We start from the raw sequence: 25,829 nt of genomic DNA, 5'->3' as shown, positions 1-25,829 counted from the left end.
CTGTGCCGTGCGCCCGGGGGTGGGGGAGTTGGCCAAGCGCGAGCGTGTCGTCCGGATGTCCGTCGAGCAGCCGCTGTGGCGGGCGCTGATGGCGTACCGCGTCCTCACCCTGGGGTACGCGGTGCTGTTGTTCGTCTTCACCCGGGACACCTTCGAGCGCCCCTGGGTGGCGATCGGGTTCCTGGCGGTGCTGTCGGTGTGGACCCTGGCCACGCTGCCCCGGGTGGCCGGGGCGGCGGCGTGCACCAGGCGCTTCCTCGGCGCGGACCTGGCCCTCGCGCTCACCGGCATCCTGCTGACCCCGGTCGCCGACGTGCACGCGCAGACGTTCGACGGGCCGACGCTGCCGAGCATCTGGACGGCCGGCTCGGTCCTGGCGTACGCGATCAAGGGCGGCTGGCGCTGGGCCGCGTTCGCCTCCTCGCTGGTGGCCGTCGCCAACATCGTCGAGCGCGGCCACCCCAGCCAGGACACCCTGCACAACGTGCTGCTGGTGTGGGTCGCCTCCATAGCGATCGGTTACGTGGTGGAGGTCGCCCGCGCGTCGGAGCGCACCCTCGCCCGCGCGCTGGAGATCGAGGCGGCCACCCGGGAGCGGGAGCGGCTGGCCCGGGACATCCACGACTCCGTCCTCCAGGTGCTGGCCATGGTGCAGCGCAGGGGCGCGGCGCTGGGCGGCGAGGCGGCCGAGCTGGGCCGGATGGCGGGCGAGCAGGAGGTCGCGCTGCGCACCCTGGTCGCGGGCGGCCTGGCCCGTACGTCCCGGGTCTCGGAGGACGCCTCGCTGGGCGCCGTCGTCCGCGAGGTGGAGGAGCCGGACGACGGCCCGGCCGATCTGCGCCGGCTGCTCGTCCCGCACGCCGGGTCCCGGGTGACGCTCGCGGACCCGGGCGCGCCGGTACTGCTGGCGCCCGCCGCGGCGAGGGAGCTGGCGGCCGCTGTCGGTGCCGCCATGGACAATGTCCGCAGGCACGCGGGGCCGGACGCGCGCACCTGGATCCTGGTCGAGGACTGGCCGGACGAGGTGATCGTGACGGTGCGGGACGACGGGCCGGGCATACCGGACGGGCGGCTGGCGCAGGCGGAGGGGGAGGGCCGGCTCGGGGTGGCCCAGTCCATCCGGGGCCGGCTGCGGGACCTGGGCGGCACGGCCGAGCTGATCTCGGTGCCGGGGCAGGGCACGGAAGTCGAGTTGAAGGTACCGAAGGGTTCACGGGGGAAGGCGGAGAGATGAGCGAGCGTCCGATCAAGGTGATGGTGGTCGACGACCACCCGATGTGGCGGGACGCGGTCGCCCGCGACCTGGCGGAGGCCGGGTTCGACGTGGTGGCCACGGCAGGGGACGGCGAGCAGGCCGTGCGCCGGGCCCGCGCCGCCGGCCCCGACGTGCTGGTCCTCGACCTCAACCTGCCGGCCAAGCCGGGCGTCCAGGTCTGCAAGGAGCTGGTCGCCGCCGACCCGGCGCTGCGGGTGCTGGTGCTGTCGGCGAGCGGTGAGCACGCCGACGTCCTGGAGGCGGTCAAGTCCGGCGCCACCGGCTACCTGCTGAAGTCGGCCGCCACCCAGGAGCTGATCGACGCGGTGCGCCGGACGGCCGCGGGCGACCCGGTGTTCACCCCGGGCCTGGCCGGCCTGGTCCTCGGCGAGTACCGCCGCCTGGCCACCGAGCCCGCGCCCGCCCCCGGCCGGGACGACCCGGAGGCCCCGCGCCTGACGGAGCGGGAGACCGAGGTGCTGCGGCTGGTCGCCAAGGGCCTGAGCTACAAGCAGATCGCCGAGCGGCTGGTCATCTCGCACCGCACCGTCCAGAACCACGTCCAGAACACGCTGGGCAAGCTCCAGCTCCACAACCGCGTGGAGCTGGTGCGGTACGCCATCGAGCGCGGCCTCGACGACGCCTGACCGGCCGGCCGCCGGGCCGGACGGGCGGGCGGGCGGGTCACGGCCGGCCGGCGACCAGCGTCCGCATCAGGCCGGACACGATCGGCGCCCCGCGCAGGGTGAGCACGGACTCGGGGTGGAACTGCACGCCCGCGAAGCCGGGGCCGCGCAGCGCGTGCACCTCGCCGGTCGCCGGGTCGCGGCTGACCTCCACGCCGTGCGCCGCCAGCTCGCCGGCCGCCTCGTCGTCGCACCGGGCGGTGAAGCTGTTGTAGAACCCGACCGTCTCCTCCGTACCGAAGAGGTCGATCCGCAGCTGCGCGCCCTGCAGCGGCGCCGCCCTGCGCCCGATCGGCAGGCCCAGCTCGGCGGCGATCAGCTCATGGCCCAGGCACACCCCGAGCAGCCCGTGCCGGTGGCCGCGCACGAGGTCGGCGGCCAGCGCCCGCAGCGCCCGCATCTTCGGGTCGGCCCCGTCCCCGGGGTCACCGGGGCCGGGCCCCAGCACCACCGGGCCCTGGTGGGCGAGCGCCGCCTCCCGCAGCCCCGGCTCGTCGAACCGGCGGACCGTGACGTCCAGCCCGGAGGCGCGCAGCAGGTGCGCCAGCATCGCGGTGAACGTGTCCTCGCCGTCGACCACCAACGCGTGCCCGGCCGTTTCGGCGGGCGGCTCCTGCATCCGCAGCCAGAACGGCGCGAGGTCCGCCCGGCGGGCGTCCAGCGCGGCCCGCACCCGCGGGTCGCCGGCGAGCCGGGGCCGTACCGCCTCCTCGCGGGGCCGCCCCGGCCGTACCCCGAGCGCCGCCAGGATCCCGGCCGCCTTGGCGTGCGTCTCGGCGACCTCGCCCGCCGGGTCCGAGTGCCGCACCAGCGTCGCGCCCACCGGTACGCGCAGCCGGCCGTCGGCCGCGATGTCGGCGGTACGGATGAGGATGGGCGAGTCCAGCGTCCGGGCGCCGCCCGCGTCCCTGCCCAGCAGCGCCAGGGCGCCCGCGTAGTAGCCGCGTCCCGCGCCGTCCGGGCCGAGGGGCTCATGGCGCTTGATCACCCGGCAGGCGTTCTCGACGGGCGAGCCGGTGACCGTCGCCGCGAACATCGTCTCGCGCAGCACCTCCCGCGCGTCCAGGGAGGTCCGGCCGCGCAGCTCGTACTCGGTGTGCGCCAGGTGCGCCATCTCCCGCAGCCGCGGCCCGATCACCACTCCGCCCCGGTCGCCGACCGCGCACATCATCTTCAGCTCCTCGTCCACCACCATGGAGAGTTCGTCGGTCTCCTTGCGGTCGGCGAGGAAGCGCAGCAGGCCCTCGGGGGTGGGCCCGCCGGCCGGGTAGCGGTAGGTCCCGCTGATGGGATTCATCACCACCGTCCGGCCCGCCATCCGGACGTGGACCTCGGGGCTCGCCCCCACCAGGGTGCGCTCCCCGGTGTGCACCACGAAGGTCCAGTACGCGCCGCGCTCCCCGGTCAGCAGCCGCCGGAACAGCGCCAGCGCGTCCCGCCGGCCGAAGCCGGGGATGGCGCCCGTGAAGGTGCGGCGGATCACGAAGTTGGCTCCTTCGCCGCGCCCGATCTCGTCCTCGACGACCCGCCGCACGATCCGGGCGTACTCCTCGTCGGACACGTCGAAGGAGCCGTCCTCGACGGTCACGTCGTGCGCGGGGAGCCGCTCCAGCGCCTCGGCGAGCGGCAGCTCGTCCACCCGGTCGGCGACCAGCACCGACAGCGGGGTGCCGTCGTCGTGCACGTCGAAACCGCGCTCCCACAGCTGCCGGAACGGCACCAGGGCGAGGGCCGGCCGGTCCCCGGCGGGCAGGTCGGCCAGGCGCTCCGCCCGGTGCACCGCGCCGGTCAGCACCTCGACGGTGTCGTGGTCGCGCCCCGGCGTGCGGCGGCGCAGCAGGGCGAACGGGGGGCCGGAGTCGTCGAGCAGCCGGCCGAGTACGGCGCCGGGGTCGTGGTCCATGTGCGGTGTTCCTTCCGGTGGGGTCCCTGGGGGACCGGGTGGGGAGGAACGGCCGCCGGCACAAGCAGAAGGCCGCCCTCCGGGGGCGGCCTTCGCGTGTCGTGGTGTGTACGCGCGGATCAGTGGGCCGCCGGATGAGCGGTCCACCACCAGTTCTGGGTCGAGTGCGCGAACATGGGCGGCACCCTACCCCAGAAACTCCCCGAAACCGCAAGATTCTTCGTCTCATCAGGTGAGCGCCCAGATGGACGGCCGGGAACACCCCGTAAGGTTGTGCACGTGACCGTGAACGCTAAGTCCACCGACACCGGTGGCAACACCTGGCGAGACCTTCCCGCGGCGCAGCAGCCCGAGTACCCCGATGCCGAGGCTCTGCGCGATGTGATCGCGGACCTCGAGTCGTATCCGCCGCTCGTCTTCGCGGGCGAGTGCGACCAGCTGCGCGCCCGGATGGGAGCCGTCGCCAGGGGCGAGGCGTTCCTGCTCCAGGGCGGCGACTGCGCCGAGGCGTTCGACGGAGTGTCCGCCGACCACATCCGCAACAAGCTCAAGACCCTGCTCCAGATGGGCGCCGTGCTGACGTACGCCGCCTCCGTCCCCGTCGTGAAGGTGGGGCGGATCGCCGGCCAGTACTCCAAGCCGCGCTCCAAGCCGACCGAGACCCGCGACGGGGTGACGCTGCCGACGTACCGCGGCGACTCCGTCAACGGCTTCGCCTTCACCGAGGAGGCGCGGGTCCCGGACCCGGAGCGGCTCAAGCGCATGTACCAGGCGTCCGCCTCGACGCTGAACCTGGTGCGCGCCTTCACCACCGGTGGCTACGCCGACCTGCGCCAGGTGCACGCCTGGAACCAGGACTTCGTGAAGTCGTCGCCGTCGGGGCAGCGCTACGAGCAGCTGGCGCGGGAGATCGACAACGCGCTGAACTTCATGCACGCCTGCGGCACCGACCCGGCCGAGTTCCGCACGGTCGAGTTCTACGCCTCGCACGAGGCGCTGCTGCTGGACTACGAGACGGCGCTGACCCGCGTCGACTCCCGGACGGGCCGGCTGTACGACACCTCGGGCCACATGGTCTGGATCGGTGAGCGCACCCGCCAGCTGGACGGGGCGCACATCGAGTTCGCGTCCCGGATCCGCAACCCGATCGGCATCAAGCTGGGCCCCACGACCACGGTCGACGAGGCGCTGACGTACATCGACCGCCTGGACCCGGACCGCGAGCCGGGCCGGCTGACCTTCATCGTCCGCATGGGCGCCGACAAGGTCCGCGACAAGCTCCCCGAGCTGGTCGAGAAGGTCACCGCCTCGGGCGCCACCGTCGCCTGGGTGACCGACCCGATGCACGGCAACACCTTCGAGGCGGCCTCCGGCCACAAGACGCGCCGTTTCGACGACGTGCTCGACGAGGTCAAGGGCTTCTTCGAGGTGCACAAGGCGCTGGGTACGCACCCGGGCGGCATCCACGTGGAGCTGACCGGCGACGACGTCACCGAGTGCGTGGGCGGCGGTCACGAGATCTTCGTGGACGACCTGCACCAGCGGTACGAGACCGCCTGCGACCCCCGGCTGAACCGCAGCCAGTCGCTGGACCTGGCGTTCCTGGTGGCGGAGATGTACCGCGACCAGTGACCGGGCGGCAGGCCCGGCACCGCCCCGACCTGTGATCTTCACAGGTGAGGGGCCGGAACGCACCGATGGGGCGTGGATCTGTGATCCGCGCCCCATCGGCATGAGCCGGGCTTTTGCCCGTCCTCCGCTACGGGTAAGGTTAGGTTAGCCTCACCGATCAAGGGCGGGGTCTTTCACATCCGATCCCGTCGATCGCCGCAGGGAGGTGAGCCGCGTGTACGTCTGCTCGTGCTTCGGTGTCACCGAGAAGCAGGTCAAGGAACACGCGGACGCCGGCGCCTGCACGCCCCGCCAGATCGCCTCCGCCTGCAAGGCCGGCACGGACTGCGGTTCGTGTGTGCGCCGCATCCAGGCGATCCTGGGCCGCGGCAACTGCCCCCGGCGCGATCTCGTGGACCAGGGCATGCCGGCGCTCGCGGGCGCCGAGGCCATGGACGCCGCGGACGTACTGGAGCTTCCGGAAGCCGCCTGAACCGGGCCCTGCCGGGGATCCGCCCGGCCGCCGGTCAGCTGTCCGGCTGCTCGATCAGCTGGGCGATGTACAGCGCCTCACCGAGCTTGTCGACCAGTTCCAGCTGGGTGTCGAGGTAGTCGATGTGGTGCTCCTCGTCCGCCAGGATCGACTCGAAGATGTTCGCGGACGTGATGTCGCCCTTGGCCCGCATGACCTCGATCCCGCGCCGGAGCCGGTCGATGGCCTCGACCTCCACCTCCCGGTCCGCCCGGAACATCTCCGTCACCGTCTGGCCGACCCGCACATGGAACAGCCGCTGGTAGTTCGGCAGGCCGTCGAGGAAGAGGATGCGGTCGGTCAGGACCTCGGCGTGCTTCATCTCGTCGAACGATTCCGCACGGGTGTACTTGGCGAGCTTCGTCCACCCGAAGTTCTCCTGCATCTTCGCGTGCAGGAAGTATTGGTTGATCGCCGTCAGCTCGGCGGTCAGCTGCTCGTTGAGGAACTCGATGACCTCGGGGTCGCCCTGCATCGCAGAGGCTCCTTCCGCGCGTGTGAAAGGGGCAGATGCCGCGCATCCTCGCACCGTGACGAGGGAGCGTCCAGTAAGTGCACGCTTAGTAGTAGTTGCCCGAATCTGCCTCGTGGCCTGGTCATGACCACCCTTCCCCGTCTGTCACCATTGAGTCATGGGTCAGCCAGGGATCGGGGAACACCGGGCAGCAGGGGAGTCCGAGCTTCCGCCGGGACAGCGCCTCCAGCGCGGCTGGCCGGTCACCCACTACGGCCCGGTCCCCAAGTTCCGGCCCGAGCGCTGGGAGTTCAGGGTCTTCGGGGCGACCGCCGACGGCGACAAGCACTGCTGGAACCACGAGCAGTTCTCGGCCCTGCCGTTCTCCACCGTCGTGGCCGATCTGCACTGTGTGACGAAGTACAGCATGCTGGGGGCCGAATGGGGCGGGGTCCCCGCCCGTACGGTCCTGGAGCTGGCGCCGCCGGCCGACGACGTCACGCATGTGATGGTCTGGGCGGAGTACGGCTTCAGCGCCAATATGCGGCTCTCCGACTTCGCCTCGGACCGCACCATCTTCGCCACCCACAAGGACGGCGAGCTGCTCACCGCCGAGCACGGCTTCCCGCTCCGCCTGGTGGTGCCCCACCTGTACGCCTGGAAGGGGCCGAAGTGGGTCCGGGGCGTGGAGTACATGAAGGCCGACCGGCGGGGCTTCTGGGAGGAGCGCGGGTACCACAACATCGGTGACCCGTGGACGGAGCAGCGGTACTCGTACCAGGAGGAGCCGGGGGACGGCCCGGAGTTCTGACGCTCCTCTCCCGGTGTCAGTGGTGGTACTGGTGCACCACCGCATGGCCCTTGCCGCGGCCGATCATCCACTTGTTGACCGGTGTGGTGATCACGAACGCGGCTCCCAGCGCGATGGCCAGCGCCCCCCAGAAGAACGCGTCGGTGAGATGGGAGTCCATCGCGCCCGGCCACAGGGCGAGCACCCCGTTGTCGATCAGCTCCATCACGGCGATGGACAGCGTGTCGGCGGCCAGGGCCACCCGGAAGGCGGTGCGGAAGCCGACGCCTGCCGTGAGGATGGAGCGCAGGGTGAGGGCGTAGCCGAAGAAGAAGGCCAGCGCGATGGCGAGGGCCATGGTGGGGGCGTTGCCCCAGCCCAGGGCCGTGCCGATGACCATGCCCAGGACCTCGCCGATGGCGCAGCCGGTCAGGCAGTGCAGGGTGGCCCGGGCGGCCATGGACCAGCCGGCCCCGCCGGAGCCGTGCCGGTGCTCGGGGCCGGGCGCGTGCTCGTGGTCGTGGTGGGTCTGGTGCTGAGCGTGGTCGCCGTGCTGCATGAGAACCCCCGTCGTCGGGTGGGCCGGTTCCGTTCACCGTCTTCCGGTGTCGGAACCATATACCCCCATGGGGTATTCCTCAGCTCTCCCGGAGCTTCTTCAGCCGTTCGATGTCGGCCGCATGGCCCTCCTTGCCGCCGGGCGTCTCGATGACCAGCGGCACGCCCTCCGTCGCCGGGTGGCGCATCAGCTCGCGGAACGCGTCCTCGCCGATGTGGCCCGCGCCGATGTTGGCGTGCCGGTCCTTGTGGGCGCCCACCACGTCCATGGAGTCATTGGCGTGGATGAGCTTCAGCCGCCCCTCGCCGACCGTGCCCACCAGGAGGTCCAGCGTCTGCCGGACGCCGTGCTCGCCGGTCAGGTCGTGACCGGCCGCGAAGATGTGGCAGGTGTCCAGGCAGATCCCGAGCTTCGGATGGGCGTCCAGAGCCTCGAAGTACGGGCCGAAGTCCCAGGTGCGGGAGCAGAGCGAGGCGCCCTGCCCGGCGGTGGACTCCAGCAGCAGATACGGATCGTCCTCGTGCGTCAGCTCGTCCAGCAGCGGCAGCATGTGCGTGCGCACCTGGGCCAGGGCCTCCGCGCGGGGGCGGCCCCCGGTGGCCGAACCGGTGTGGACCACCACGCCCAGTGCCCCGATCTCCCGGGCGCGGCGCAGCGAGTGGCGCAGGGACGCCACGGAGAACTCCACGGTCGCCGCGCTGTGCGAACCGAAGTTGATCAGGTAGGGGGCGTGGACGTACACCGGTGTGCCGGAGGCCGCGCACTGCTCCCGGAACAGCTCGTCCTGGGCCGGGTTGCCGGCGGGGGTGGCCCAGCCGCGCGGGTTGGCGACGAAGACCTGGACGGTCTCGGCGCCGATGTCCCGCGCGTACGGGAGACCGGTCCTGGCCAGCCCGCCGGCGACGGGGACATGGCTGCCGACGAGATTCCGCATCTGCTCTACAGTCCCTTGGTCCTGATCGTGACGGTGCTGCCCTCGGGTGCCCGCTCGCCGCCCTCGACCGACTGCTCGGCCACGGTGTCACCGAGGAAGGGGAACTTCTTCTCGACCTCGACGGTGAAGCCCGCGTCCTCCAGCTCACGCGTGGCGTCGTCCACCTTCTTCCCGGTGACGTCCGGGACCTCGACGGTCCGCGGGCCCTTGGAGACGGTGAGCGTGATCGTGTCGCCCTTGGCGGCCTCCCGGCCTTCGGCCGGCGACTGGGCGGCCACGGTCCCCGCGTCCTCGGAGGAGTGGACCCGCGCCGGGGCCACCTTCACGGTGAGCCCGGCCTCCTCCAGCGCACGGGTGGCGTCCTCGACGCTGTCGCCGGTGACACCGGGTACGTCGACGGGGGCGCCCTTGCTGACGACCAGGGCGACGGCGGTGTCGGGGCGGCGCCCGGCGCCCGCACCGGGGTCGGAGCTGATGACGGTGCCCGGCCCGGACTCCTGGCTGAACGCCCGGGTGACCTTGCCGGCGGCGAGCCCGGCCCGGGCCAGCTCGCGCTTGGCGTCGGCGAGCGCCAGGCCCTTGAGGTTGGGGACCTTCACGATCTCGGGACCCCGGGAGACGGTGAGGGTGACGGCGTCATTGCCCCGGATCCGCTCCCCGGGCGCCGGGTCGGCGGCCATCACCGTGCCCCGCTTGTAGGCGGTGCTGAAGTCGCGCTCGACGCCCTTGACCTCCAGGCCGGCGTCGGTGAGGCGCTTCTCCGCCTCGGCCTGGGTCTGCCCCAGCACGGTCGGCACCCGGGTGAACTGCCCCGAGTTGATGTACCAGACACCGCCGCCGGCCCCGAGGACCAGCAGCACGGCCACCACCGCCGCGAGCACGCCGCGGCGGGCGCCCAGAAGGACCGGCAGGGCAGGCCGGCCGGGCGCCGCACGCCCGGGGCCCGGCGCGGGCTGCGGGGGCATGGCCAGCCGGCTGGTGCGCTCGACCCCGTCGCCGGCGCCCGTGCCGGGGCGGGGCCGCGCCAGGACGCTGGTCGGCTCCTCGGGGCCGGTGCTCTCGCCCCCGCCTCCGGTGCGGGCCCCCGGGGGCAGCAGGTCCAGCTGGTCGTCGCCGAGCGCCGCGCGGGCCTCCCGGGTCAGGGCGAGGAGCGCCACCGCGTCGTACGGGCGCACCTCGGGGTTGCGCGCGGTGGCGCCCGCCACCAGCTCGTCCAGCTCGATCGCCAGGCCCGGGGCGGCGGCGGAGGGCGGCGGGACGTCGGTGTTCAGATGCTGGTACAGGACCTGGGCGGGAGTGTCGCCCGCGTGCGGCTTGGCGCCGGTCAGCATCTCGTACAGCACGACACCGCAGGCGTACACGTCGGCCCGGGTGTCGGCGGTGCCGTCCTCGATCTGCTCGGGCGCCAGGTAGGAGACGGTGCCGAGGACCGAGCCGGTGGTGTGGGTGGCGGCCCCGACGGCGCGGACCAGCCCGAAGTCGGCGACCTTGACCCGGCCGTCGTCCCCTATCAGCACGTTCTCCGGCTTCATGTCGCGGTGGACGAACCCGGCGCGGTGCGCGGCGCCCAGCGCGGCGAGCACCGGCTCCAGGATGTCGAGCGCCGCCCGGGGCTGGAGCGCCCCGCGCTCGCGCAGCACGTCCCGCAGGGTGCAGCCGGCGACGTACTCCATCGCCAGGTACACGTACTCCCCGTCGGCGCCCTGGTCGAACACACCGACCACATTGGGGTGCGACAGATGGGCCACGGACTTGGCCTCGCGGATGAACCGCTCCACGAACGTCGCGTCGGTCGCGAGGGCGGGGTGCATCACCTTCAGGGCGAGCAGCCGGTCCAGCCGGGTGTCGACGGCCCGGTAGACCGTGGCCATGCCACCGACGGCGATGCGCTCGTCGACCCGGTAGCGGCCGTCGAGCAGGCGGCCGACGAGGGGGTCGTGCAGGGTCGTATCCACCCGCCCGAGTCTACGAGCCCGCACCGACACCCCCGCCGCCCCGTCCCCACCCCGGGGCCGGTCCGGGACCGGCCTGTGACACGGCGCGGCGCCCGTCCCCCCGCGACGGGCGCCGCGCCGGGCTCAGAACGCCGGGCGCTCCGGGTCCAGGACCGCCCGGCCCTCCACCGGGGACGACGCCTCGGCGAAGTGGCGGCGGGGGATGCGCCCCGCCCGGTGTGCCAGCCGTCCCGCCTCCACCGCGTGCCGCATCGCCTCCGCCATCAGCACCGGCTCCTGCGCCCGGGTCACCGCCGACGCCAGCATCACCGCCGCGCACCCCAGCTCCATCGCCAGCGCCGCGTCGGACGCCGTGCCCGCGCCCGCGTCCAGGATCACCGGCACGCGCGCGTGCTCGGTGATCAGCTGGAAGTTGTGCGGGTTGCGGATGCCGAGGCCGGAGCCGATGGGCGAGCCCAGCGGCATGATCGCCGCGCACCCGGCGTCCTCCAGCTTCCGGGCCAGCACGGGGTCGTCGTTGGTGTACGGCAGGACCGTGAACCCGTCGTCGACCAGGGTCTCGGCCGCGTCCAGCAGCTCGATCGGGTCGGGCAGCAGGGTCCGCTCGTCGGCGACGACCTCCAGCTTGATCCAGTCCGTGCCGAGCGCCTCCCGCGCGAGCCGGGCCGTCAGCACGGCCTCGCCGGCGGTGAAGCAGCCCGCCGTGTTGGGCAGGACGCGGATGCCGAGGGAGTCGAGGACGGACAGGACGGAGCCCTGCACGGTGGGATCGAGGCGGCGCATCGCGACGGTGGTCAGCTCGGTGCCGCTGGCGGCCAGGGAGCGCTCCAGCACGTCGAGGCTGGGTGCCCCGCCCGTGCCCATGATCAGCCGGGAGTCGAAGGTGGTCCCGGCGATGGTCAGACGGTCGTCCGCCATGGTTCAGCCTCCCTGTACGGCGGTGAGGACCTCGACCCGGTCGCCCTCGCCGAGCCGGGTCCCGGCCCACTGGCCGCGCGGGACGACGGTCTCGTTGACGGCGGCGGCGACCCCGGACGTCGCCGAGGTGAGCGTGGCCACCAGGGCGTCCAGGGTGGTGGGGCCGGCGAGCTGTCGGGCCTCGCCGTTGACGGAGACGTTCATGACACTCCTGCGGGAGAGAGGGAGGGGGCGCCGGCGGCGGACCGGAAGCGGCCGGGGGCGAAGGCGCGGGCCTCCGCGGGCAGCTCCCCGGTGGTCAGGACGGTGGCCATCACCTCGCCCGTGACCGGGGTCAGCAGCACCCCGTTGCGGTAGTGCCCGGTCGCCAGGTGCAGTCCCGGCAGCCGGGTGGGGCCGAGCAGGGGCGCGTTGTCGGGGGAGCCGGGCCGCAGACCCGCGCGGGTCTCGGTCAGTGCCAGCTCGGTGATGCCCGGCACCAGCTCGTGCGCGTCGCGCAGCAGCTCGTACACCCCGCCCGCGGTGACCGTGGTGTCCCAGCCCAGCTCCTCGCTGGTGGCGCCGACGACCAGCTCGCCGTTCTCGCGCGGCACCAGGTACACCTGGCCGCCGCGCACGACCGCCCGGACCGTACGGCTCAGGAAGGGGGCGTACGCGGCGGGCACCGACAGCCGCAGCACCTGACCCTTGACCGGGCGGACCGGCGGCAGCACGTCCCGCGGGACGCCGTCGAGCCGGCCGCTCAGGCTGCCGGCCGCCAGCACCACCTGGGCGGCGCCCAGCTCGGTGCCGTCCTCCAGCACCGCCCCGGCCGCCCGGTCGCCGGCCACCAGGAGACGCCGCGCCCAGGCACGGTGCAGGACCACCCCGGCGCGCTCGCAGGCGGCCAGCAGGGCGGCCGCCAGCCGCCGCGGGTCGACCTGGTGGTCGCCGTCGACCCGGAGCCCGCCCCGCACGCCGGGCGCCAGCATCGGCTCCAGGCGGCGGCACTCGCGGCCGGTCAGCCACTCCGAGGCCAGCCCGGAGCGCTGCTGCAGGGCGTGCAGCTCCCGCAGGTGGGCCCGGTCGTCGGCGTCCAGGGCCACGGCGAGCGTGCCGCACGCGCGGTAGCCGGTGCCGACGCCGCCGGACGCGTCCTCCAGCTCGGCGACGAAGTCCGGGTAGCGGCGGGCCGACTCCAGGTTGAGCCCGAGGAGCGTCTCCTCGCCGTAGTGCAGTTCGGTGACGGCGGCGAGCATGCCCGCGGCGACCTGCGCGGCCCCGCCGCCCGGTTCGGGGTCGGCCAGCGCGACCCGCAGGCCGCGCTGCGCCGCCCGCCAGGCCGTGACCAGGCCGATGATTCCGCCCCCGACGACGAGGACGTCTGACGTACGTGGATGCATGGGCGTCCAGCCCCTCCCTTCGCCGGCATGACCCGGATCAGGTTCGTACGGTCGGAGGCCGTCCCAGCCTCCCTCTCAGCCCGGTGCGTCCGGGCTCCCGCGTGTGCTCTGCGGTGGCCAGACTAACCCCACCCCCCGGCCCGCAGTAAGGGAGCTTCACCCCGGCGCCCCCGCTCGGCGAACGAGGCTGGGTGGAACAGCTCCCTTCCTGACAAAGCGTCAGCTGCGTAAGGTGGGCGGGTGAACGAGCGGATGCAAGCAGAGCGGCGCGTCGTCGTCGTCGGCGCCGGCATGGCGGGTGTGCAGACGGCCGTGGCGCTGCGCGAGAAGGGCTTCACCGGCCCCGTGCGCGTGATCGGCGCCGAACCGCACCAGCCGTACGACCGGCCCCCGTTGTCCAAGGCGGTCCTCCTCGGTACGGCGGAGGGGTCGGCCTTCGACGTCGACTTCGAGGCCCTCGGCATCGAACTGCGCCTGGGCGTCGAGGTGACCGCGCTGCGCCCCGGCGACCACGAGCTGGACACCGAGGCCGGGCCCGTCCCGTACGACGTGCTGGTCGTCGCCACCGGGGCCCGGCCCGTCGCACTGCCCGGCGCCGGGGGCGTTCCCGGCGTCCACCTGCTGCGCACCCTCGACGACGCCGAGCGGCTGCGCCCGGTGCTGGCCGGGAAGCGGGACGTGGTGGTGGTCGGCGCGGGCTGGATCGGCGCCGAGTTCACCACCGCCGCCCGGGAGGCCGGCTGCGCCGTCACGGTCGTCGAGGCCGCGGACCGCCCGCTCGCCGGGGCGCTGCCCGGCGAGGTCGCCGCGCCGATGGCCGCCTGGTACGAGGAGAGCGGCGCGCGGCTGCTGACCCACGCGCGCGTGGGTCACGTCGAGGCGGGCGAGGTCGCCCTGGAGGACGGCCGGCTGCTGCCCGCCGACGCCGTGGTCGTCGGCATCGGCGCCCGGCCCGCCACCGGGTGGCTGGCCGGCTCCGGGGTCGCCCTCGGCCCGGAGGGCGCGATCGTCGCGGACGACCGGCTGCGCACGTCCGCGCCCGACGTGTACGCCGTGGGCGACTGCGCCTCCTTCCCGTCCGCCCGCTACGGCGAGCGGCTGCTGGTGCACCACTGGGACAACGCCCTCCAGGGGCCCCGGACGGTGGCCGCCGCCGTGGTGGGCGAGGCGCCCCCGCCGTACGACCCGGTGCCGTACTTCTGGTCGGAGCAGTTCGGCCGGTTCGTGCAGTACGCGGGCCACCACGCGGGCGCCGACACCATGGTCCGGCGGGGCGACCCGGCCGAGCCGGCCTGGTCGGTGGTGTGGCTGCGGGACGGCGCCCCGGTGGCGCTGCTCGCTGTGGGCCGCCCGCGCGACCTGGCGCAGGGGCGCAAGCTGATCGAGGCGGGGACCCCGCTCGACCCGGCGCTGGTCGCCGACCCGGCCGTCCCGCTGAAGTCGGCCGCCCGGGGGTAGCGGCGGCCGGTCCGGCGTAGCCCGGCTACCGGCTGTCAGTGCGGGATGGCACGCTTGTCCTGTGACCGAGATTGACGCAAAGATCGATGCTCTCGTCCCCGCCTGGCTCCACCTGCCCGACATCGCGGAAATGCTCGATGTCGAGGTGACGCGCGTGCGCCAGCTGGTCAAGGAGGGCCAGCTGATCGCCGTGCGCCGGGGTGAGAACCGGGCGCTCCAGGTGCCCGCCGCCTTCATCAAGGACGGCAAGGTGGTGAAGGGCCTCTCCGGGACCCTCACGCTCCTGAAGGACGACGGCTTCACCGACGAAGAGATGCTCGAGTGGCTCTTCACCCCCGACCCGACCCTGCCGGGCACGCCCGCGCAGGCGCTCAGCGAGAATCGCGGCACGGAGGTGAAGCGCCGCGCCCAGGCGCTCGCCGTCTGACGTCCAGGTAAGCACCCGGCGGCACCACGCCGGGCCGAACACCGACACCAGGTGGTGCCACGGGCCGGGGGCGGGGGGAAGCCGTCCCCGGCCCCGGCCGCGCACCGCCGCAGCAACCGGGGGGAAGACCTCATGTCCACCGCACGCGCCACGCTCGCCGACGCCCGGCTCTACCTCTGCACGGACGCCCGCAAGCGCCAGGGCGACCTGCCCGAGTTCCTCGACGCGGTGCTCTCCTCCGGGGTGGACGTCGTGCAGCTGCGCGACAAGGGCATGGAGGCCGGCGAGGAGCTGGAGCACCTCGCGGTGTTCGCCGACGCCTGCCGCCGGCACGGGACGCTGCTCGCGGTCAACGACCGGGCCGACGTCGCCCACGCCATCGGCTCCGGCGTCCTGCACCTGGGCCAGGGCGACCTGCCCGTCCCGGCCGCCCGCGCCATCCTCGGCGACGAGGTGCTCGTGGGCCGCTCCACGCACGCGCGCGCCGAGGTCGACGCGGCGGTGAAGGAGCCGGGCGTGGACTACTTCTGCACGGGCCCCTGCTGGCCGACGCCCACCAAGCCCGGGCGGTACGCGCCGGGGCTGGACCTCGTGCGGTACGCCGCCTCGCTGGACCAGGACCGCCCGTGGTTCGCCATCGGCGGCATCGACGCGGGCAACCTGGACCAGGTGCTGGACGCCGGGGCCCGCCGGATCGTGGTCGTCCGGGCGATCACCGAGGCGGAGGACCCGGCCGCCGCCACGGCCGACCTGGCCCGCCGCGTCCGCGAGCGCTGCGCCTGATCCGCGAGCGCCGCGCCTGATCCGTACGCACCTGCCGCGCCTGATCTGTACGCCCCTGCCGCCGGGCTCCGGTGGCAGGGGCGTACGCGCGTGTGAGCGTCCATGTGTGTCCACGACGTGGACACCCGCCGGACGCCCCCGGGCCGCGCCCCGCCCGCACCCTCCCGGCCTGCCTGTCCGCACCCCGCCCGTGTGCCGCTGTGTCCACGCGGCGGCGCTCTCCGTGCCCTCGTGGAGAGCTGCAGGCGCCCCCGAAGTGTCCACGTGAGTCCAAGGCGTGGACAAGAGTCCGGCAAACCTGACATATTACCCTCCTCTTGTTGGGTGAGGCCCGACCCCTGGCTAATCTGCCCGTATGGCCCTTGGCACACCATCCACCAGGACAGATCGCGCCCGAACGGTGCGCGAGATGCTCGCGACCGGCAAGACGACGTACTCCTTCGAGTTCTGGGCGCCCAAGACCGAGAAGGGCGAGCGGAACCTCTGGAACGCGCTGCGCCGTGTCGAGGCGGTGGCCCCCAGCTTCGTCTCCGTGACCTACGGAGCCGGCGGCTCCACCCGGGCCGGGACGGTCAAGGCCACCCAGGAGATCGCCGCCGACAGCACGCTCACCCCCGTCGCGCACCTCACCGCCGTCAACCACACCGTCGCCGAGCTGCGCAACATGATCGGCCAGTACGCCGACGCCGACATCCGCAACATCCTCGCCGTCCGGGGCGACCCGCCCGGCGACCCGATGGGCGCGTGGGTGCCGCACCCCCAGGGCGTGCGGTACGCGGCCGACCTGGTGCGGCTGATCAAGGAGTCCGGGGACTTCTGCGTCGGTGTCGCGGCCTTCCCCGAGATGCACCCCCGCTCCACCGACTGGGACACCGACGTCCGGCACTTCGTGGACAAGTGCCGGGCGGGCGCCGACTACGCGATCACCCAGATGTTCTTCTTCCCGGAGGACTATCTGCGGCTGCGCGACCGGGTCGCGGCCCAGGGCTGCGAGACCCCGATCATCCCCGAAATCATGCCCGTCACCAGCGTCAAGCAGATCGAGAGGTTCGCCCAGCTCAGCAACGCCCACTTCCCGGCCGAGCTGAAAGAACGGATCCACGCCGTCAAGGACGATCCGGCCGCTGTACGCTCCATTGGCATCGAGTACGCGACGGAGTTCTGCGCGCGGCTGCTGTCCGAGGGCGTTCCCGGGCTGCACTTCATCACGCTCAACAACTCCACCGCCACGCTCGAGATCTACGAGAATCTCGGACTGCACCGGCAGTCCTGACCGGCCGTACCCGCCGCACCACGCGGTGGAGGGCCGTACGAGAGGGGCGGGCATGGGCTGGACGGTCCTCTACATCGCGTTCGGTGTGGTCGCGTTGTGGCTGCTCGGTGAGGTGCTCCTGCAGTACAAGGCGCGGCTGCGCTGGCGGCTGCTCGCCTTCACCGGCTTCCTGGGCGTGGTCCTCGGCGTCCTGCTGCCGTCCGTGCCGGTGATCGCCGCGGGTGCCGTCGCCTTCGCGATCGGGCAGACCTATGTGACCCTCTCCTTCCGGCGGGGCTTCTCCACCGGCTGGGCGATCGGCGGCCGCCCGGGTGCCAGCCGGCGCCGCAGGGCGGCGGCCGCGCCCGCCGCCGCGGGTCCCACGCTGGAGGTCTCGCATCTCGCCTACGAGCAGCAGGACGAGGCCCGGGACCAGGTGCCGGGCCACGAACCGTCCGCCGCCGGGACCACGGAGGTCTACGCGCCCGAGCCGCTCCCGGACGAGACCGGCCAGTACGGCGTCTACCAGGACGCCCGGCAGGCCCCCGCCGCCGCGGCGTACGGCACGGGCTTCGACGCCTACGCGCCCACCGGCCACGACCCGCAGGGCACCTACGCCACGGCCTCCTACGACTACGGCACCGGCAACGAGCAGGGGTACGCCGCCTACTCGGACCCGTACATCGGCACCGCCCCCTACGACGGCGGCTACGGCGGGCAGCAGTACGCCGACCCCTACGCCGGCCAGTACGGCACGGACACCCCGCCCGGCGGGGTGTGGGTGCCCCAGCAGCGCGACGCCGAGCACCAGACGCCCCAGCAGCAGCCGTACGGCTACGACCAGGGCCAGGCGGACCCGTACCGCTACTGATCGGGGGCGCGAGTCGGCCACGGGCGCGGTAAGGCCACGCGCGCGTGGCGGCGGGTGCGCCCGCTACCGCGAGCCGCGGAAGCCGGCGCCCTCGACGATCAGCCCGGCCACCAGGGCGCCCGACATCCCGGCGTGGGCGAGGCCCCCGCCCGGATGGGCCCAGCCGCCGGCGAAGAGGAGCCCCGCCACGGGCGCCGGATTCGCGGCCGGCAGCCACGCCCCGCCCGCGCCCGCCAGCGCCGGGGCGGGCACCTGGAAGACGCCGGTCTCCCGGAACGTGTCCGCCGGGGTGCGGACCACCCGCCACAGCAGCCGCTCCCGCAGCCCCGGCACCGCCGCCGCCGCGGCCTCCACCATCCGGTCGGCGAACGCCTCCGCAGGGGCGGCCGGGGCGCCCCACAGGCCGTCCGCCGCGCCCGTACCGTGCGCCGGGACCGTCGCCGTCACCGTCACCGACTCGTGCTCCCCGTCCGGGCGCAGCCGCTCGTCGCCGGGGCGCAGCACCACCACCGTGGGCCGCTCGCACAGCCGCCCCTCCGCCAGGGCGTCCAGTTCGTCCCGGCGGTCGGCGGAGTGCACCACCGTCCGGTGCGCGGCGCCCTCCTCTCGCGCCCCGCGCAGCGCCAGGCAGACCGTCACCCGCCCGGTCCGCGCGGCCTCCTGGTGGCGCGGCCACGCGTCCTGGCGGTCCCACGCCACGACCCGGTCCCGGAACAGCGCCGGCAGGGGCGCGCCCGCGACCACGTACTCGGCGTCCACCACCTGCCCGCCGCCCAGCTCGACGCCCACCGCCCGGCCGTCCTCCACCAGGACCCCGGTCACCGGTGTGCCCAGGACGAAGTCGACCTTCCGCTCCCGGCACCGCTCGTACACCGCGTCCGCCAGCGCCCGCAGGCCACCGCTCACGTGCCAGCTGCCGAAGGTCTGCTCCATGTACGGCAGCACCGCCGCCGAGGCCGGGGCGGTCACCGGATCGAGGCCGTACGCCAGGGCGTGGCTCTCCAGCAGCGCGGCGAGGCGCGGGTCGCGCAGCTCCCGCCGCCCCACCTCGGCGAGTGTGGCCGCCCGGCGGCGCAGCGCACCCGTCCTCGGCGCCGGGTACGGGTCACGCGCGAACGGGGCGACGTCGGCGGGCAGCGGCTCCTCCAGCAAGGGCCTGCGCGAGCGGTGCCAGGCGTCCCGGGCCCGGTTCAGGAACTCGCCCCACCGCTGCCCCGCGCCCGCGCCGAGGGCGCCGTCCAGGGCGGCGACGACGCCGGCCCGTGAGGCGTTCGGCAGGGACACCGCCGTACCGTCCGCGAAGACGTGCCGGCTCGCCGGGTCGACCTGGGTCAGCCCGACGCGGCTCTCCAGCGGCTCCTTGCCGGTCTTCAGGAACAGGTCGCGATAGACGGCGGGCAGGTGCAGCAGCCCCGGCCCGGTGTCGAAGGCGAACCCCTCGCGCTCGAACCGGCCGACCGCGCCGCCGTACGTCTCCGCCCGCTCGTACACCGTCACCCGGTGGCCCGCCACGGCCAGCCGGGCCGCCGCCGCCATGGCGCCCATCCCCGCGCCGATCACCACAATCCGTGCCATGCCAGGGACCTTATCCGCCCCCGCCGACAGCCCCTCGCGGCGGGCGGGCACGCACGCGTGCACCCGGGCGCGGGCGCCCGTGAGTACCCGTACCTAGCCCGTGAGATGAGTAGGTGCGCGGATGGGCCGCGAGGGGCCCGGACGGAAGAGTGGTGGTCACGGAAGGGGCGCGGGCCCGGACCGCCGGCACGGGGCGGCGGACCCGGCACCGCGCACCTGCCGGAACGGGGGTGCACACGGGAGGGCCCGGCGACCGACGGGGGAACACGGGGGGTCGGGACTCTCCCACCGGGGGACCGCACGGGGTGCGGGGGACACGGGGGACGGGGGAAGCGCCGGTCCGGTGAGGCTCGGGGGGATCGAGCCTCACCGGACCGGTTTCTCGTGTGCGTACGGGAAGCCGGTGCCGTAGCCGTACGGATCGCGGGCTCAGCAGCCGCCCACGCGCCCGTGCAGCAGCCGGGACAGCGCCGCGTGGACGTCGTCGATGGACCGCTCCCGCTGGAACGCCTGCCAGTCCAGGGCGGCCACCAGCACCATGCCGACCAGAGCGGCGGCCGTCAGCGGGATGTCGATCTCGTCGCTCAGCTCACCCGCCTCGACCCCCTCCCGCAGCACCGTCTCGACGACGGCGACCGCCTCCTGACGGACCACCAGCAGAGTGGACTGCCAGGCGCGGTTGGTCCGCCACAGCTCCGCCACGTACAGCTGGGTGAAGGCCGGGTACCGGTCGATGAACATCAGCCCCGCGCGGATCATGGCGTCCAGCGCCTGGACCCTGGTGCCGCCGCGCTCGGCGGTCTCGTCGGCGGCGGTCCGCAGGGACTCCGTCAGCAGCCCCACCCCGTGCCGCAGCAGCTCCTCGAACAGCTCGGTCTTGCTCTTGAAGTTGTAGTAGACCGTGCCCTTGGCCACCCCGGCGCGCTCGGCGATCTCGTCCACGGTCGTCGCCGAGAAGCCCTGCTCGGCGATGAGGGTCACGGCGGCCTCGTAGAGCTTGGTGCGGGTGGCCTGCCGTCTGCTGCTGCTCCGGGTGTCCATGACGCCGATTCTCACAGGCTCAGCTCCGGGTGGAGGCGATCGAGGGACCACACCTGCCTGCGGCGCGCCGAGACGGCCGTCAGCGCCAGCGCGCCGAGCGTGAACGCCGCGAGGACCGCGCAGCCCTGCCACACCGGTTCCAGCCCGCCGCCGGTGATGAGCCGGCGCAGCGCCTCGACGACGTACGTCATCGGCAGGTACGGGTGGATCGCGTTGAAGAAGCCGGGGCTGGTCTGCACCGGGTAGGTGCCGCCCGCCGAGGTCAGCTGGAGCATCAGCAGCGCCAGCACGAGGATGCGCCCCGCCGCGCCGAAGCGGGCGTTGAGCCACTGGATGATGGCGGCGAAGCAGCAGGTGACCAGCAGCAGGAAGGCCACCGTCCCGGCGGGGCGCGCCATCTCCAGGCCGAGACCGGGCGCCCAGTGCAGGACCGACATCAGGGCGGCCACCTGGAGCACGCCGATCGCCGCCACCGGCAGCCAGCCGGCCAGCGCGATGCGCCACGCGGACGCCCCGGCGGCGAGCGCCCGGCGGTTGAGCGGCTGGATCAGCATGTACGCCACCATGGCGCCCACCCACAGGGAGAGCGGGATGAAGTACGGGGCGAAACCGGTGCCGTAGTTGGGCGCCTTGTGCAGCGACTGGGAGGCCAGCTTGACCGGGTCGGCCATCACCTCGGTGCGGCGGTCCCGGGTCTGCTTGTCGTAGTCGGGGATCTTGTCCACGCCGTCGTTCAGCCCGGTGGCCAGCTCGGTGGAGCCGTCGGCCAGCTTGTAGAGGCCGCTGTCCAGTTCGCCCGCGCCCTTCTTGAGCCGCCCGACCCCGCTGTCGAGTTCGGTGGAGCCCGACTTGGCACTGGTCAGCCCGGAGTGGAGGGTGCCCGCTCCGGCGGCGACCTTGTGCGCCCCGGCGTTCAGATCGTTGATCTTGCCGACGGCGTACGCGAGGTCCTCGTCCAGGTTCGGCGCGCGCTCGGCCAGCGCCTCCGCCTTGGTCTTGAGGTCCTTGAGCTGGGCGTCCAGCCTCTTCAGATCGCCGCTGGAGTCCTTGGCCAGGACGCCCAGGTCGTCCGCCACCTTCGCCACGTCCGCAGACGCGACCTTCGCCCGTTCGAGCTTGGCGCACACGGTGGCGGCGTCGGGGAGGACGGTGTCCTGCCCGGGCGGGGTCCCCTCCTCGCCGGCCGCGGGTGCCCCGGCGCCGCCCTGCGGCTTGTTCCGGCACTGCTCCTGGTGGACGGCGGCTATCTCGTCGGCGGCCACATGCGCGCCGGTCCGGAGGGTGGGCCCGTTCTTGACGATGAGGTCCAGGCTGTTGCGCATCCCCTGGGAGAGGTCCGCGACCAGCCGCGCCGAGTCCCCGATCGCCTTGCCGTTGTCCTTCAGGTACGGACGGACGTCGGCGGCCACGCCGTTGACCTTGTCGGCGAGCACCTGGGTGCCGCCCGCGACCTGCCGGGCGCCGGTCTCCAGGTCGGCCGCGCCCGTGTCCAGCCGCTTCAGGCCGCCGGCCAGCTCACCGCTGCCCTTCTTGGCGTCGCTGAGCCCGTCGGAGAGGTCCTTGGAGCCCTTCTTGGCCTTCGCCGCGCCGCTCTTGAGCTCGTCGGCGCCCTTGGCGGCCTTCTCGGTGGCGTCGTGGAGGTCGGAGAACTTGATGAAGATCTTGTCGAGGAACGACCGGGACGACTTGGTCGACGCGGCGGTGCGGACCTCGGCGAACACGGTCCGCGAGATCTGCCCCACGATGTAGTTGTTGGCGTCGTTGGTACGCACCCGGAGGGCGCCGGTCTCGGGCGACTCGCCGGAGCTGGAGGCGATCCGGGAGCTGAAGTCGGCGGGCATGGTGAGCGACAGGTAGTACGTGCCGTTCTCGACGCCCCGGCGGGCCTCGTCCTCGCCGACCTCGTGCCAGTCGAAGACCTTGCTCTCGCGCAGGTTCTTGGTGAGGTCGTCGCCGGCGGTGATCTTCTTGCCGTCGGCCGTGGCGCCCTTGTCCTCGTTGACGAGCGCGACGGGCAGCTTCTCGAGCCTGCCGTACGGGTCCCAGAACGACCACAGGTACAGGGCGCCGTACAGCAGCGGCAGGAGCAGGATCGCCACCAGGGCCGCCCGGGGCAGCTTGCCCCGGCCGAACCGCTTCAGCTCAAGCGCGGCCAGTTTCGGTGAGCGCACCGGCTGCCCCCTTCTCGGTCTCGTCGGTCGTGTCGGTCTTCTCGGATGCGCTGCTCTTCCCGGACTTGGACTCGGGCGCGGGCGCGGCTTCGTCGGTCTCGTCGGCGGTGCGGGTGCCGGCGGCGGCCGGTCCGGCCGTGGCCGTCTCCGGGGGCTCGGTCCGGACCGTGGTGGTGTCCCCGGGGCTCTCGCTGCACACCGCCAGCACGGTGATGCCGCTGTCGGCCACGGACCGCAGCAGGGACCAGACCGCCGCCCGGTCGGGGCCGGAGAGCTTGAGGTCCGCGTCGTCCACGGCCAGGAGCCGGGGCTCCCCGATCAGTGCCAGGGCGACCGACAGGCGCAGGGCCTCCACCCGCTCCAGGTCCCGAACCGAGGTGCGGCCCGCCTTGGGCAGGGTGTCCAGGTCCAGTCCGGCGGCGGCCAGCGCGGCGTCGACGCGGGCCCGGGAGGCGGCGGCGCGTTCCGCGCGGGGGCGCAGCAGGGCGAGCGGCGAGCCGGTGAAGCGGCGCTGGAGCAGGGCGCGTTCGCGCAGGTGCTCCGCGACGGTCAGCGCCGGGTCCAGGTCGCTGACGCCGGGCACCGGTCCGAGCGCGCTGAACCGCCGTACGGCGGCCATCTTGCGCGGCAGTCTCAGCCCGCCGACGTCGGCGTGGCCCTCGGTGGTGCGCATCCGGCCGGTGAGGGCGAGGAGCAGGCAGGTGCGGCCGGAGCCGGACGCGCCCTCGATCGTCACCAGCTCACCGGGTGCGGCGTGCAGCGTCACGTCCCGGAAGACCCAGCCGCGCGGGCCCTTGAGGCCCAGCCCCTCCGCCGTGACGGCGGCGCCGCGCGGGGTGTCGTCCCCCGTGCCGCGCTGGGCGCCGGTCGCCTTCTTCCGCTCGTCCGGGCTGTCCAGGTGGTCGTCCTGGCTGTCCACGGGCCCCCATTTCTTTGAACTGACCAGTCAGTTCAAAAGCTACTCCGAACTGTCGATCGAGGCAAAACGCCAGGTCGGGCCGGATTGTCAGTGCGGGCCCGCACGATGGGGGCATACGGCCGTTGTGCCGTCACACGACGACAGGAGGTTCGTCATGGCCGGTTCCCACGCGGCGGCGGGAGACGTCCACCCGGTGCTGCGCCGTGCTTCGGCGCCGCCCGCCGCCCTCGACCTGCTCGACCAGGCCCACGCGGCGCTGGACGAGGCACGCGCCCTCGACGTGCCCAACGAGCGCTATGCCACCGCCCACCTGGCCGCCCTGCGCACCGCCGCGGCCGTCCTCGCCGTCCGGGGCCGCCCGGAGACCACCCCGCGCAAGCGGCAGCAGATCCGCAGCGCCTGGGAGGTGCTCCCCGAGACGGCCCCGGAGCTGGCCGAGTGGAGCGCCCTGTTCGCCTCCGGCGCCTCCCGCAGGGCCCGCGCGGAAGCAGGCATAGAAGGCGCGGCGAGCCCGCGCGACGCCGACGACCTGATCCGTGCCGTGACCACCTTCCTGGGCCTGGTGGAGCGGCTGTTCTTACCCGGCCCGGAGCTGCCGGGGGCCAGGGAGCACGGGCCCGGCGAGGGCCGTGCCGGCTGAGTGACCGGGCACCCCCGGTCAGGCCATAGGGTGGGACGCGTTCGTAACCGTCACCGAGGAGTCAACTGCCGTGTCGGACCCGCAGCGCCCCCGCGCCTCCCTCCGTACCGCCGTGGTGTGGGACGTTCTCGAGGACGCCCTCGACCGCCGGGTCAAGGCGACCGGAAAGGACGTCCTGGACGTCCTGGACACCGGGGGCGGCAGCGGGAACTTCGCCGTACCGGTCGCGCGGCTCGGGCACCGGGTCACCGTCGTCGACCCCAGCCCCAACGCGCTGTTCGCGCTGGAGCGCCGCGCCGCCGAGGCCGGAGTCGCCGAGCGGGTGCGCGGCGTCCAGGGCGATGTGCACGGCCTGTTCGACGTGGTCGGGCGCGAGGGCTTCGACGCGGTGCTCTGCCACGGCGTCCTGGAGTACGTGGAGGACCCCGCCGAGGGCGTACGCAACGCGGTGGAGGCCCTCCGGCCCGGCGGGGCGCTCAGCCTGCTGGCCGCCGGGCTCGGCGGCGCCGTCCTCGCCCGGGCGCTCGCCGGGCACTTCACCGAGGCCCGCCGCGCCCTCGGCGACCCGGCCGGCCGCTGGGGCGAGGGCGACCCCGTGCCCCGGCGCTTCACGGCCGAGCAGCTGACCGAGGCCGTCGAGGCGGCCGGCGTCGAGGTCGGCGCCGTGCACGGGGTGCGGGTCTTCGCCGACCTGGTGCCCGGGGTGCTGGTCGACACCGAGCCCGGAGCCCTCGACGCGCTCCTGAAGCTGGAGGCCGCCGCCGCCGAGCTGCCCGCCTTCCGCTCGGTCGCCACCCAGCTGCACGTCCTGGGTGAAAAGCGCGGCTGACGCCATCAGCGTGCTGATCAGCGACGCAGCGGCAGATGGAGTACGCCACAGGCCCCCCGTTACCGGCCGGATCCCCGTATGATCGAGGGACACCATCCGGCATGACGGATCGGAGGACGGGGAATCAACGCCTCACCACCCGAACCGGCATGGCGGTCCGATCGGTGAAGCACCACAGGGCGGGTTTCACGGGGGCGATTCCCTGCCTATCCTGAAAGGGCCGCATACCGGTCGCCCCCAGCGACCGACGACGAGGAGGACTCCGTGCCGCTCTCGGAGCACGAGCAGCGAATGCTCGAGCAGATGGAGCGAGCGCTGTACGCCGAAGATCCCAAGTTCGCGACAGCGCTCGAGGGAAGCGGGCTGCGTACACACACCCGGCGACGGGTCTACCAGGCGGTCGCAGGCTTCCTGGTGGGTATCGCGCTCCTCATGGCCGGAATGGTCGCCCAGCAGATCTGGATCAGCGTGGTGGGATTCCTCGTCATGCTCGGCTGCGCGGTCCTGGCGGTCACCGGATGGCGTAAGGCGCCCAAACCCGGCGAGCAGCCGGCCCAGGGAGGCACGGCCGCGCCCGGCCGCCAGCCCCGGCAGCGCCGCTCGATGATGAACCGGATCGAGCAGCGGTGGCAGCGCCGCCGCGACGAGCAGGGCCACTGAGCCGTACGGCCGCGGGGCGCACGCCCGGCGGCCGGGTCACTTGGTGATGTGCGTATGAGGGGCGACCGCCACCGGGCGGTCGCCCCTCACGCGTCCCCGAGCGCCGGCCCCCACCCGGCAGCCGGACAGCCGCCCGCCCGCGCGCACTCCCGGCGCCCCTGCCCCCATCCCGTACGACACGAAGGCGGCGGCCCTCCCGGAGGAGGACCGCCGCCTCTGTCGTC

Annotated in this window: 26 protein-coding genes and 1 riboswitch; of the genes, 13 read left to right on the top strand and 13 right to left on the bottom strand. The window is 73.8% G+C overall.

Features of this window, described 5'->3' with window-relative positions; all coding sequences use genetic code 11:
* Positions 1 to 28: 28 nt before the first annotated feature.
* Together macS and ACF08D_RS06910 are read left to right on the top strand one after the other, a co-directional pair.
* The gene (gene macS / locus ACF08D_RS06915; protein WP_392221507.1) at positions 29 to 1,234 is read left to right on the top strand and encodes a MacS family sensor histidine kinase; all 1,206 of its coding nucleotides are present in this window, start codon (positions 29 to 31) and stop codon (positions 1,232 to 1,234) included.
* Positions 1,231 to 1,902 (top strand): response regulator, encoded by a 672-nt coding sequence (locus tag ACF08D_RS06910; RefSeq protein ID WP_392221506.1) that lies wholly within the window; start codon positions 1,231 to 1,233, stop codon positions 1,900 to 1,902. The genes macS and ACF08D_RS06910 overlap by 4 nt, the downstream gene beginning before the upstream one ends.
* A gap of 37 nt (positions 1,903 to 1,939) precedes the next feature.
* Here the strand turns inward: ACF08D_RS06910 and ACF08D_RS06905 are convergent, their stop codons facing one another.
* Both ACF08D_RS06905 and ACF08D_RS06900 read right to left on the bottom strand, forming a co-directional pair.
* Positions 1,940 to 3,844 (bottom strand): anthranilate synthase family protein, encoded by a 1,905-nt coding sequence (locus tag ACF08D_RS06905; RefSeq protein WP_392221505.1) that lies wholly within the window; start codon positions 3,842 to 3,844, stop codon positions 1,940 to 1,942.
* Between the two features lie 119 nt (positions 3,845 to 3,963).
* Positions 3,964 to 4,020, bottom strand: coding sequence for a trp operon leader peptide (locus tag ACF08D_RS06900; protein ID WP_071528813.1), 57 nt, complete (start codon positions 4,018 to 4,020; stop codon positions 3,964 to 3,966).
* Positions 4,021 to 4,123: 103 nt separating this feature from the next.
* Between ACF08D_RS06900 and ACF08D_RS06895 the strand changes: the two genes are divergently transcribed.
* Positions 4,124 to 5,476 (top strand): class II 3-deoxy-7-phosphoheptulonate synthase, encoded by a 1,353-nt coding sequence (locus tag ACF08D_RS06895; protein WP_392221504.1) that lies wholly within the window; start codon positions 4,124 to 4,126, stop codon positions 5,474 to 5,476.
* A gap of 205 nt (positions 5,477 to 5,681) precedes the next feature.
* Positions 5,682 to 5,948 carry a bacterioferritin-associated ferredoxin gene (locus ACF08D_RS06890; RefSeq protein ID WP_392221503.1) on the top strand — a complete coding sequence of 89 codons (267 nt, stop codon included), beginning with the start codon at positions 5,682 to 5,684 and terminating at the stop codon, positions 5,946 to 5,948.
* 34 nt (positions 5,949 to 5,982) lie between these two features.
* Here the strand turns inward: ACF08D_RS06890 and bfr are convergent, their stop codons facing one another.
* On the bottom strand, positions 5,983 to 6,462 hold the full coding sequence (gene bfr / locus ACF08D_RS06885; RefSeq protein ID WP_392221502.1) for a bacterioferritin: 480 nt from the start codon (positions 6,460 to 6,462) through the stop codon (positions 5,983 to 5,985).
* A gap of 157 nt (positions 6,463 to 6,619) precedes the next feature.
* Between bfr and ACF08D_RS06880 the strand changes: the two genes are divergently transcribed.
* Entirely contained in the window at positions 6,620 to 7,252 is a 633-nt protein-coding gene (locus tag ACF08D_RS06880; protein ID WP_392221501.1) for a sulfite oxidase-like oxidoreductase, read from the top strand.
* 16 nt (positions 7,253 to 7,268) lie between these two features.
* Here ACF08D_RS06880 and ACF08D_RS06875 read toward each other — a convergent pair whose 3' ends face one another.
* The 6 genes from ACF08D_RS06875 to thiO all read right to left on the bottom strand — a co-directional run bounded on the left by ACF08D_RS06875 (position 7,269) and on the right by thiO (position 12,979).
* The gene (locus ACF08D_RS06875; protein WP_392221500.1) at positions 7,269 to 7,790 is read right to left on the bottom strand and encodes a DUF4396 domain-containing protein; all 522 of its coding nucleotides are present in this window, start codon (positions 7,788 to 7,790) and stop codon (positions 7,269 to 7,271) included.
* A 79-nt stretch (positions 7,791 to 7,869) separates the two neighbouring features.
* A complete protein-coding gene (locus ACF08D_RS06870) occupies positions 7,870 to 8,724 on the bottom strand; it encodes a deoxyribonuclease IV (RefSeq protein ID WP_392221499.1) in 855 nt (284 codons plus the stop codon).
* Positions 8,725 to 8,729: 5 nt separating this feature from the next.
* Positions 8,730 to 10,679 carry a Stk1 family PASTA domain-containing Ser/Thr kinase gene (gene pknB / locus ACF08D_RS06865; RefSeq protein WP_392221498.1) on the bottom strand — a complete coding sequence of 650 codons (1,950 nt, stop codon included), beginning with the start codon at positions 10,677 to 10,679 and terminating at the stop codon, positions 8,730 to 8,732.
* Between the two features lie 123 nt (positions 10,680 to 10,802).
* A complete protein-coding gene (locus tag ACF08D_RS06860; RefSeq protein WP_392221497.1) occupies positions 10,803 to 11,597 on the bottom strand; it encodes a thiazole synthase in 795 nt (264 codons plus the stop codon).
* 3 nt (positions 11,598 to 11,600) lie between these two features.
* Positions 11,601 to 11,801, bottom strand: coding sequence for a sulfur carrier protein ThiS (thiS, locus tag ACF08D_RS06855; RefSeq protein ID WP_392221496.1), 201 nt, complete (start codon positions 11,799 to 11,801; stop codon positions 11,601 to 11,603).
* Entirely contained in the window at positions 11,798 to 12,979 is a 1,182-nt protein-coding gene (gene thiO, locus ACF08D_RS06850; RefSeq protein WP_392221495.1) for a glycine oxidase ThiO, read from the bottom strand. The genes thiS and thiO overlap by 4 nt, the downstream gene beginning before the upstream one ends.
* A riboswitch (TPP riboswitch) is annotated at positions 12,977 to 13,090 on the bottom strand. It overlaps the preceding gene by 3 nt.
* A gap of 141 nt (positions 13,091 to 13,231) precedes the next feature.
* Between thiO and ACF08D_RS06845 the strand changes: the two genes are divergently transcribed.
* From ACF08D_RS06845 to ACF08D_RS06825, 5 genes are all read left to right on the top strand, one after another.
* Complete coding sequence (locus ACF08D_RS06845) at positions 13,232 to 14,437, top strand: NAD(P)/FAD-dependent oxidoreductase (protein WP_392222324.1); 1,206 nt, start codon at positions 13,232 to 13,234, stop codon at positions 14,435 to 14,437.
* Between the two features lie 61 nt (positions 14,438 to 14,498).
* On the top strand, positions 14,499 to 14,864 hold the full coding sequence (locus ACF08D_RS06840; RefSeq protein ID WP_392221494.1) for an Rv2175c family DNA-binding protein: 366 nt from the start codon (positions 14,499 to 14,501) through the stop codon (positions 14,862 to 14,864).
* Positions 14,865 to 14,996: 132 nt separating this feature from the next.
* Positions 14,997 to 15,647 carry a thiamine phosphate synthase gene (gene thiE / locus ACF08D_RS06835; RefSeq protein ID WP_392221493.1) on the top strand — a complete coding sequence of 217 codons (651 nt, stop codon included), beginning with the start codon at positions 14,997 to 14,999 and terminating at the stop codon, positions 15,645 to 15,647.
* Positions 15,648 to 16,002: 355 nt separating this feature from the next.
* Positions 16,003 to 16,920 carry a methylenetetrahydrofolate reductase [NAD(P)H] gene (gene metF / locus ACF08D_RS06830; RefSeq protein ID WP_392221492.1) on the top strand — a complete coding sequence of 306 codons (918 nt, stop codon included), beginning with the start codon at positions 16,003 to 16,005 and terminating at the stop codon, positions 16,918 to 16,920.
* A 52-nt stretch (positions 16,921 to 16,972) separates the two neighbouring features.
* Positions 16,973 to 17,770: a hypothetical protein gene (locus ACF08D_RS06825; protein ID WP_392221491.1), complete on the top strand. Its 798-nt coding sequence runs from the start codon at positions 16,973 to 16,975 to the stop codon at positions 17,768 to 17,770.
* 63 nt (positions 17,771 to 17,833) lie between these two features.
* Here the strand turns inward: ACF08D_RS06825 and ACF08D_RS06820 are convergent, their stop codons facing one another.
* The 4 genes from ACF08D_RS06820 to ACF08D_RS06805 form a co-directional block, all read right to left on the bottom strand.
* Entirely contained in the window at positions 17,834 to 19,345 is a 1,512-nt protein-coding gene (locus ACF08D_RS06820; RefSeq protein WP_392221490.1) for a phytoene desaturase family protein, read from the bottom strand.
* A gap of 429 nt (positions 19,346 to 19,774) precedes the next feature.
* Positions 19,775 to 20,386 (bottom strand): TetR/AcrR family transcriptional regulator, encoded by a 612-nt coding sequence (locus ACF08D_RS06815; protein WP_392221489.1) that lies wholly within the window; start codon positions 20,384 to 20,386, stop codon positions 19,775 to 19,777.
* An 11-nt stretch (positions 20,387 to 20,397) separates the two neighbouring features.
* Entirely contained in the window at positions 20,398 to 22,557 is a 2,160-nt protein-coding gene (locus tag ACF08D_RS06810) for a YhgE/Pip family protein (RefSeq protein ID WP_392221488.1), read from the bottom strand.
* Positions 22,529 to 23,362, bottom strand: a complete 834-nt coding sequence (locus ACF08D_RS06805) for an ATP-binding cassette domain-containing protein (RefSeq protein WP_392222323.1) — start codon at positions 23,360 to 23,362, stop codon at positions 22,529 to 22,531. Before ACF08D_RS06805 ends, ACF08D_RS06810 begins: the two co-directional genes overlap by 29 nt.
* Positions 23,363 to 23,630: 268 nt before the next feature.
* Here ACF08D_RS06805 and ACF08D_RS06800 point away from each other — a divergent pair, with 268 nt between their 5' ends.
* The 3 genes from ACF08D_RS06800 to ACF08D_RS06790 all read left to right on the top strand — a co-directional run bounded on the left by ACF08D_RS06800 (position 23,631) and on the right by ACF08D_RS06790 (position 25,605).
* A complete protein-coding gene (locus ACF08D_RS06800; RefSeq protein WP_392221487.1) occupies positions 23,631 to 24,116 on the top strand; it encodes an SAV_6107 family HEPN domain-containing protein in 486 nt (161 codons plus the stop codon).
* A 70-nt stretch (positions 24,117 to 24,186) separates the two neighbouring features.
* Entirely contained in the window at positions 24,187 to 24,945 is a 759-nt protein-coding gene (locus ACF08D_RS06795; protein WP_392221486.1) for a methyltransferase, read from the top strand.
* A gap of 264 nt (positions 24,946 to 25,209) precedes the next feature.
* Positions 25,210 to 25,605, top strand: a complete 396-nt coding sequence (locus ACF08D_RS06790; protein WP_392221485.1) for a DUF3040 domain-containing protein — start codon at positions 25,210 to 25,212, stop codon at positions 25,603 to 25,605.
* Positions 25,606 to 25,829 lie beyond the last annotated feature (224 nt).

The organism is Streptomyces sp. NPDC015131 (assembly GCF_043079975.1).
Taxonomy (GTDB): Bacteria; Actinomycetota; Actinomycetes; order Streptomycetales; family Streptomycetaceae; genus Streptomyces.
The sequence above is the reverse complement of the archived record's forward strand: the minus strand, read 5'-3'. Positions and strand labels throughout refer to the sequence as shown.

What these genes read in the sequence shown, in the direction of transcription:
- ACF08D_RS06910 (WP_392221506.1), top strand. Translation starts at nt 1,231, where the DNA reads ATGAGCGAGCGTCCGATCAAGGTGATGGTGGTCGACGACCACCCGATG.
- ACF08D_RS06905 (WP_392221505.1), bottom strand. Translation starts at nt 3,844, where the DNA reads ATGGACCACGACCCCGGCGCCGTACTCGGCCGGCTGCTCGACGACTCC.
- bfr (WP_392221502.1), bottom strand. Translation starts at nt 6,462, where the DNA reads ATGCAGGGCGACCCCGAGGTCATCGAGTTCCTCAACGAGCAGCTGACC.
- ACF08D_RS06880 (WP_392221501.1), top strand. Translation starts at nt 6,620, where the DNA reads ATGGGTCAGCCAGGGATCGGGGAACACCGGGCAGCAGGGGAGTCCGAG.
- ACF08D_RS06875 (WP_392221500.1), bottom strand. Translation starts at nt 7,790, where the DNA reads ATGCAGCACGGCGACCACGCTCAGCACCAGACCCACCACGACCACGAG.
- ACF08D_RS06870 (WP_392221499.1), bottom strand. Translation starts at nt 8,724, where the DNA reads ATGCGGAATCTCGTCGGCAGCCATGTCCCCGTCGCCGGCGGGCTGGCC.
- ACF08D_RS06860 (WP_392221497.1), bottom strand. Translation starts at nt 11,597, where the DNA reads ATGGCGGACGACCGTCTGACCATCGCCGGGACCACCTTCGACTCCCGG.
- thiS (WP_392221496.1), bottom strand. Translation starts at nt 11,801, where the DNA reads ATGAACGTCTCCGTCAACGGCGAGGCCCGACAGCTCGCCGGCCCCACC.
- thiO (WP_392221495.1), bottom strand. Translation starts at nt 12,979, where the DNA reads ATGCATCCACGTACGTCAGACGTCCTCGTCGTCGGGGGCGGAATCATC.
- ACF08D_RS06845 (WP_392222324.1), top strand. Translation starts at nt 13,232, where the DNA reads ATGCAAGCAGAGCGGCGCGTCGTCGTCGTCGGCGCCGGCATGGCGGGT.
- thiE (WP_392221493.1), top strand. Translation starts at nt 14,997, where the DNA reads ATGTCCACCGCACGCGCCACGCTCGCCGACGCCCGGCTCTACCTCTGC.
- metF (WP_392221492.1), top strand. Translation starts at nt 16,003, where the DNA reads ATGGCCCTTGGCACACCATCCACCAGGACAGATCGCGCCCGAACGGTG.
- ACF08D_RS06825 (WP_392221491.1), top strand. Translation starts at nt 16,973, where the DNA reads ATGGGCTGGACGGTCCTCTACATCGCGTTCGGTGTGGTCGCGTTGTGG.
- ACF08D_RS06820 (WP_392221490.1), bottom strand. Translation starts at nt 19,345, where the DNA reads ATGGCACGGATTGTGGTGATCGGCGCGGGGATGGGCGCCATGGCGGCG.
- ACF08D_RS06815 (WP_392221489.1), bottom strand. Translation starts at nt 20,386, where the DNA reads ATGGACACCCGGAGCAGCAGCAGACGGCAGGCCACCCGCACCAAGCTC.
- ACF08D_RS06800 (WP_392221487.1), top strand. Translation starts at nt 23,631, where the DNA reads ATGGCCGGTTCCCACGCGGCGGCGGGAGACGTCCACCCGGTGCTGCGC.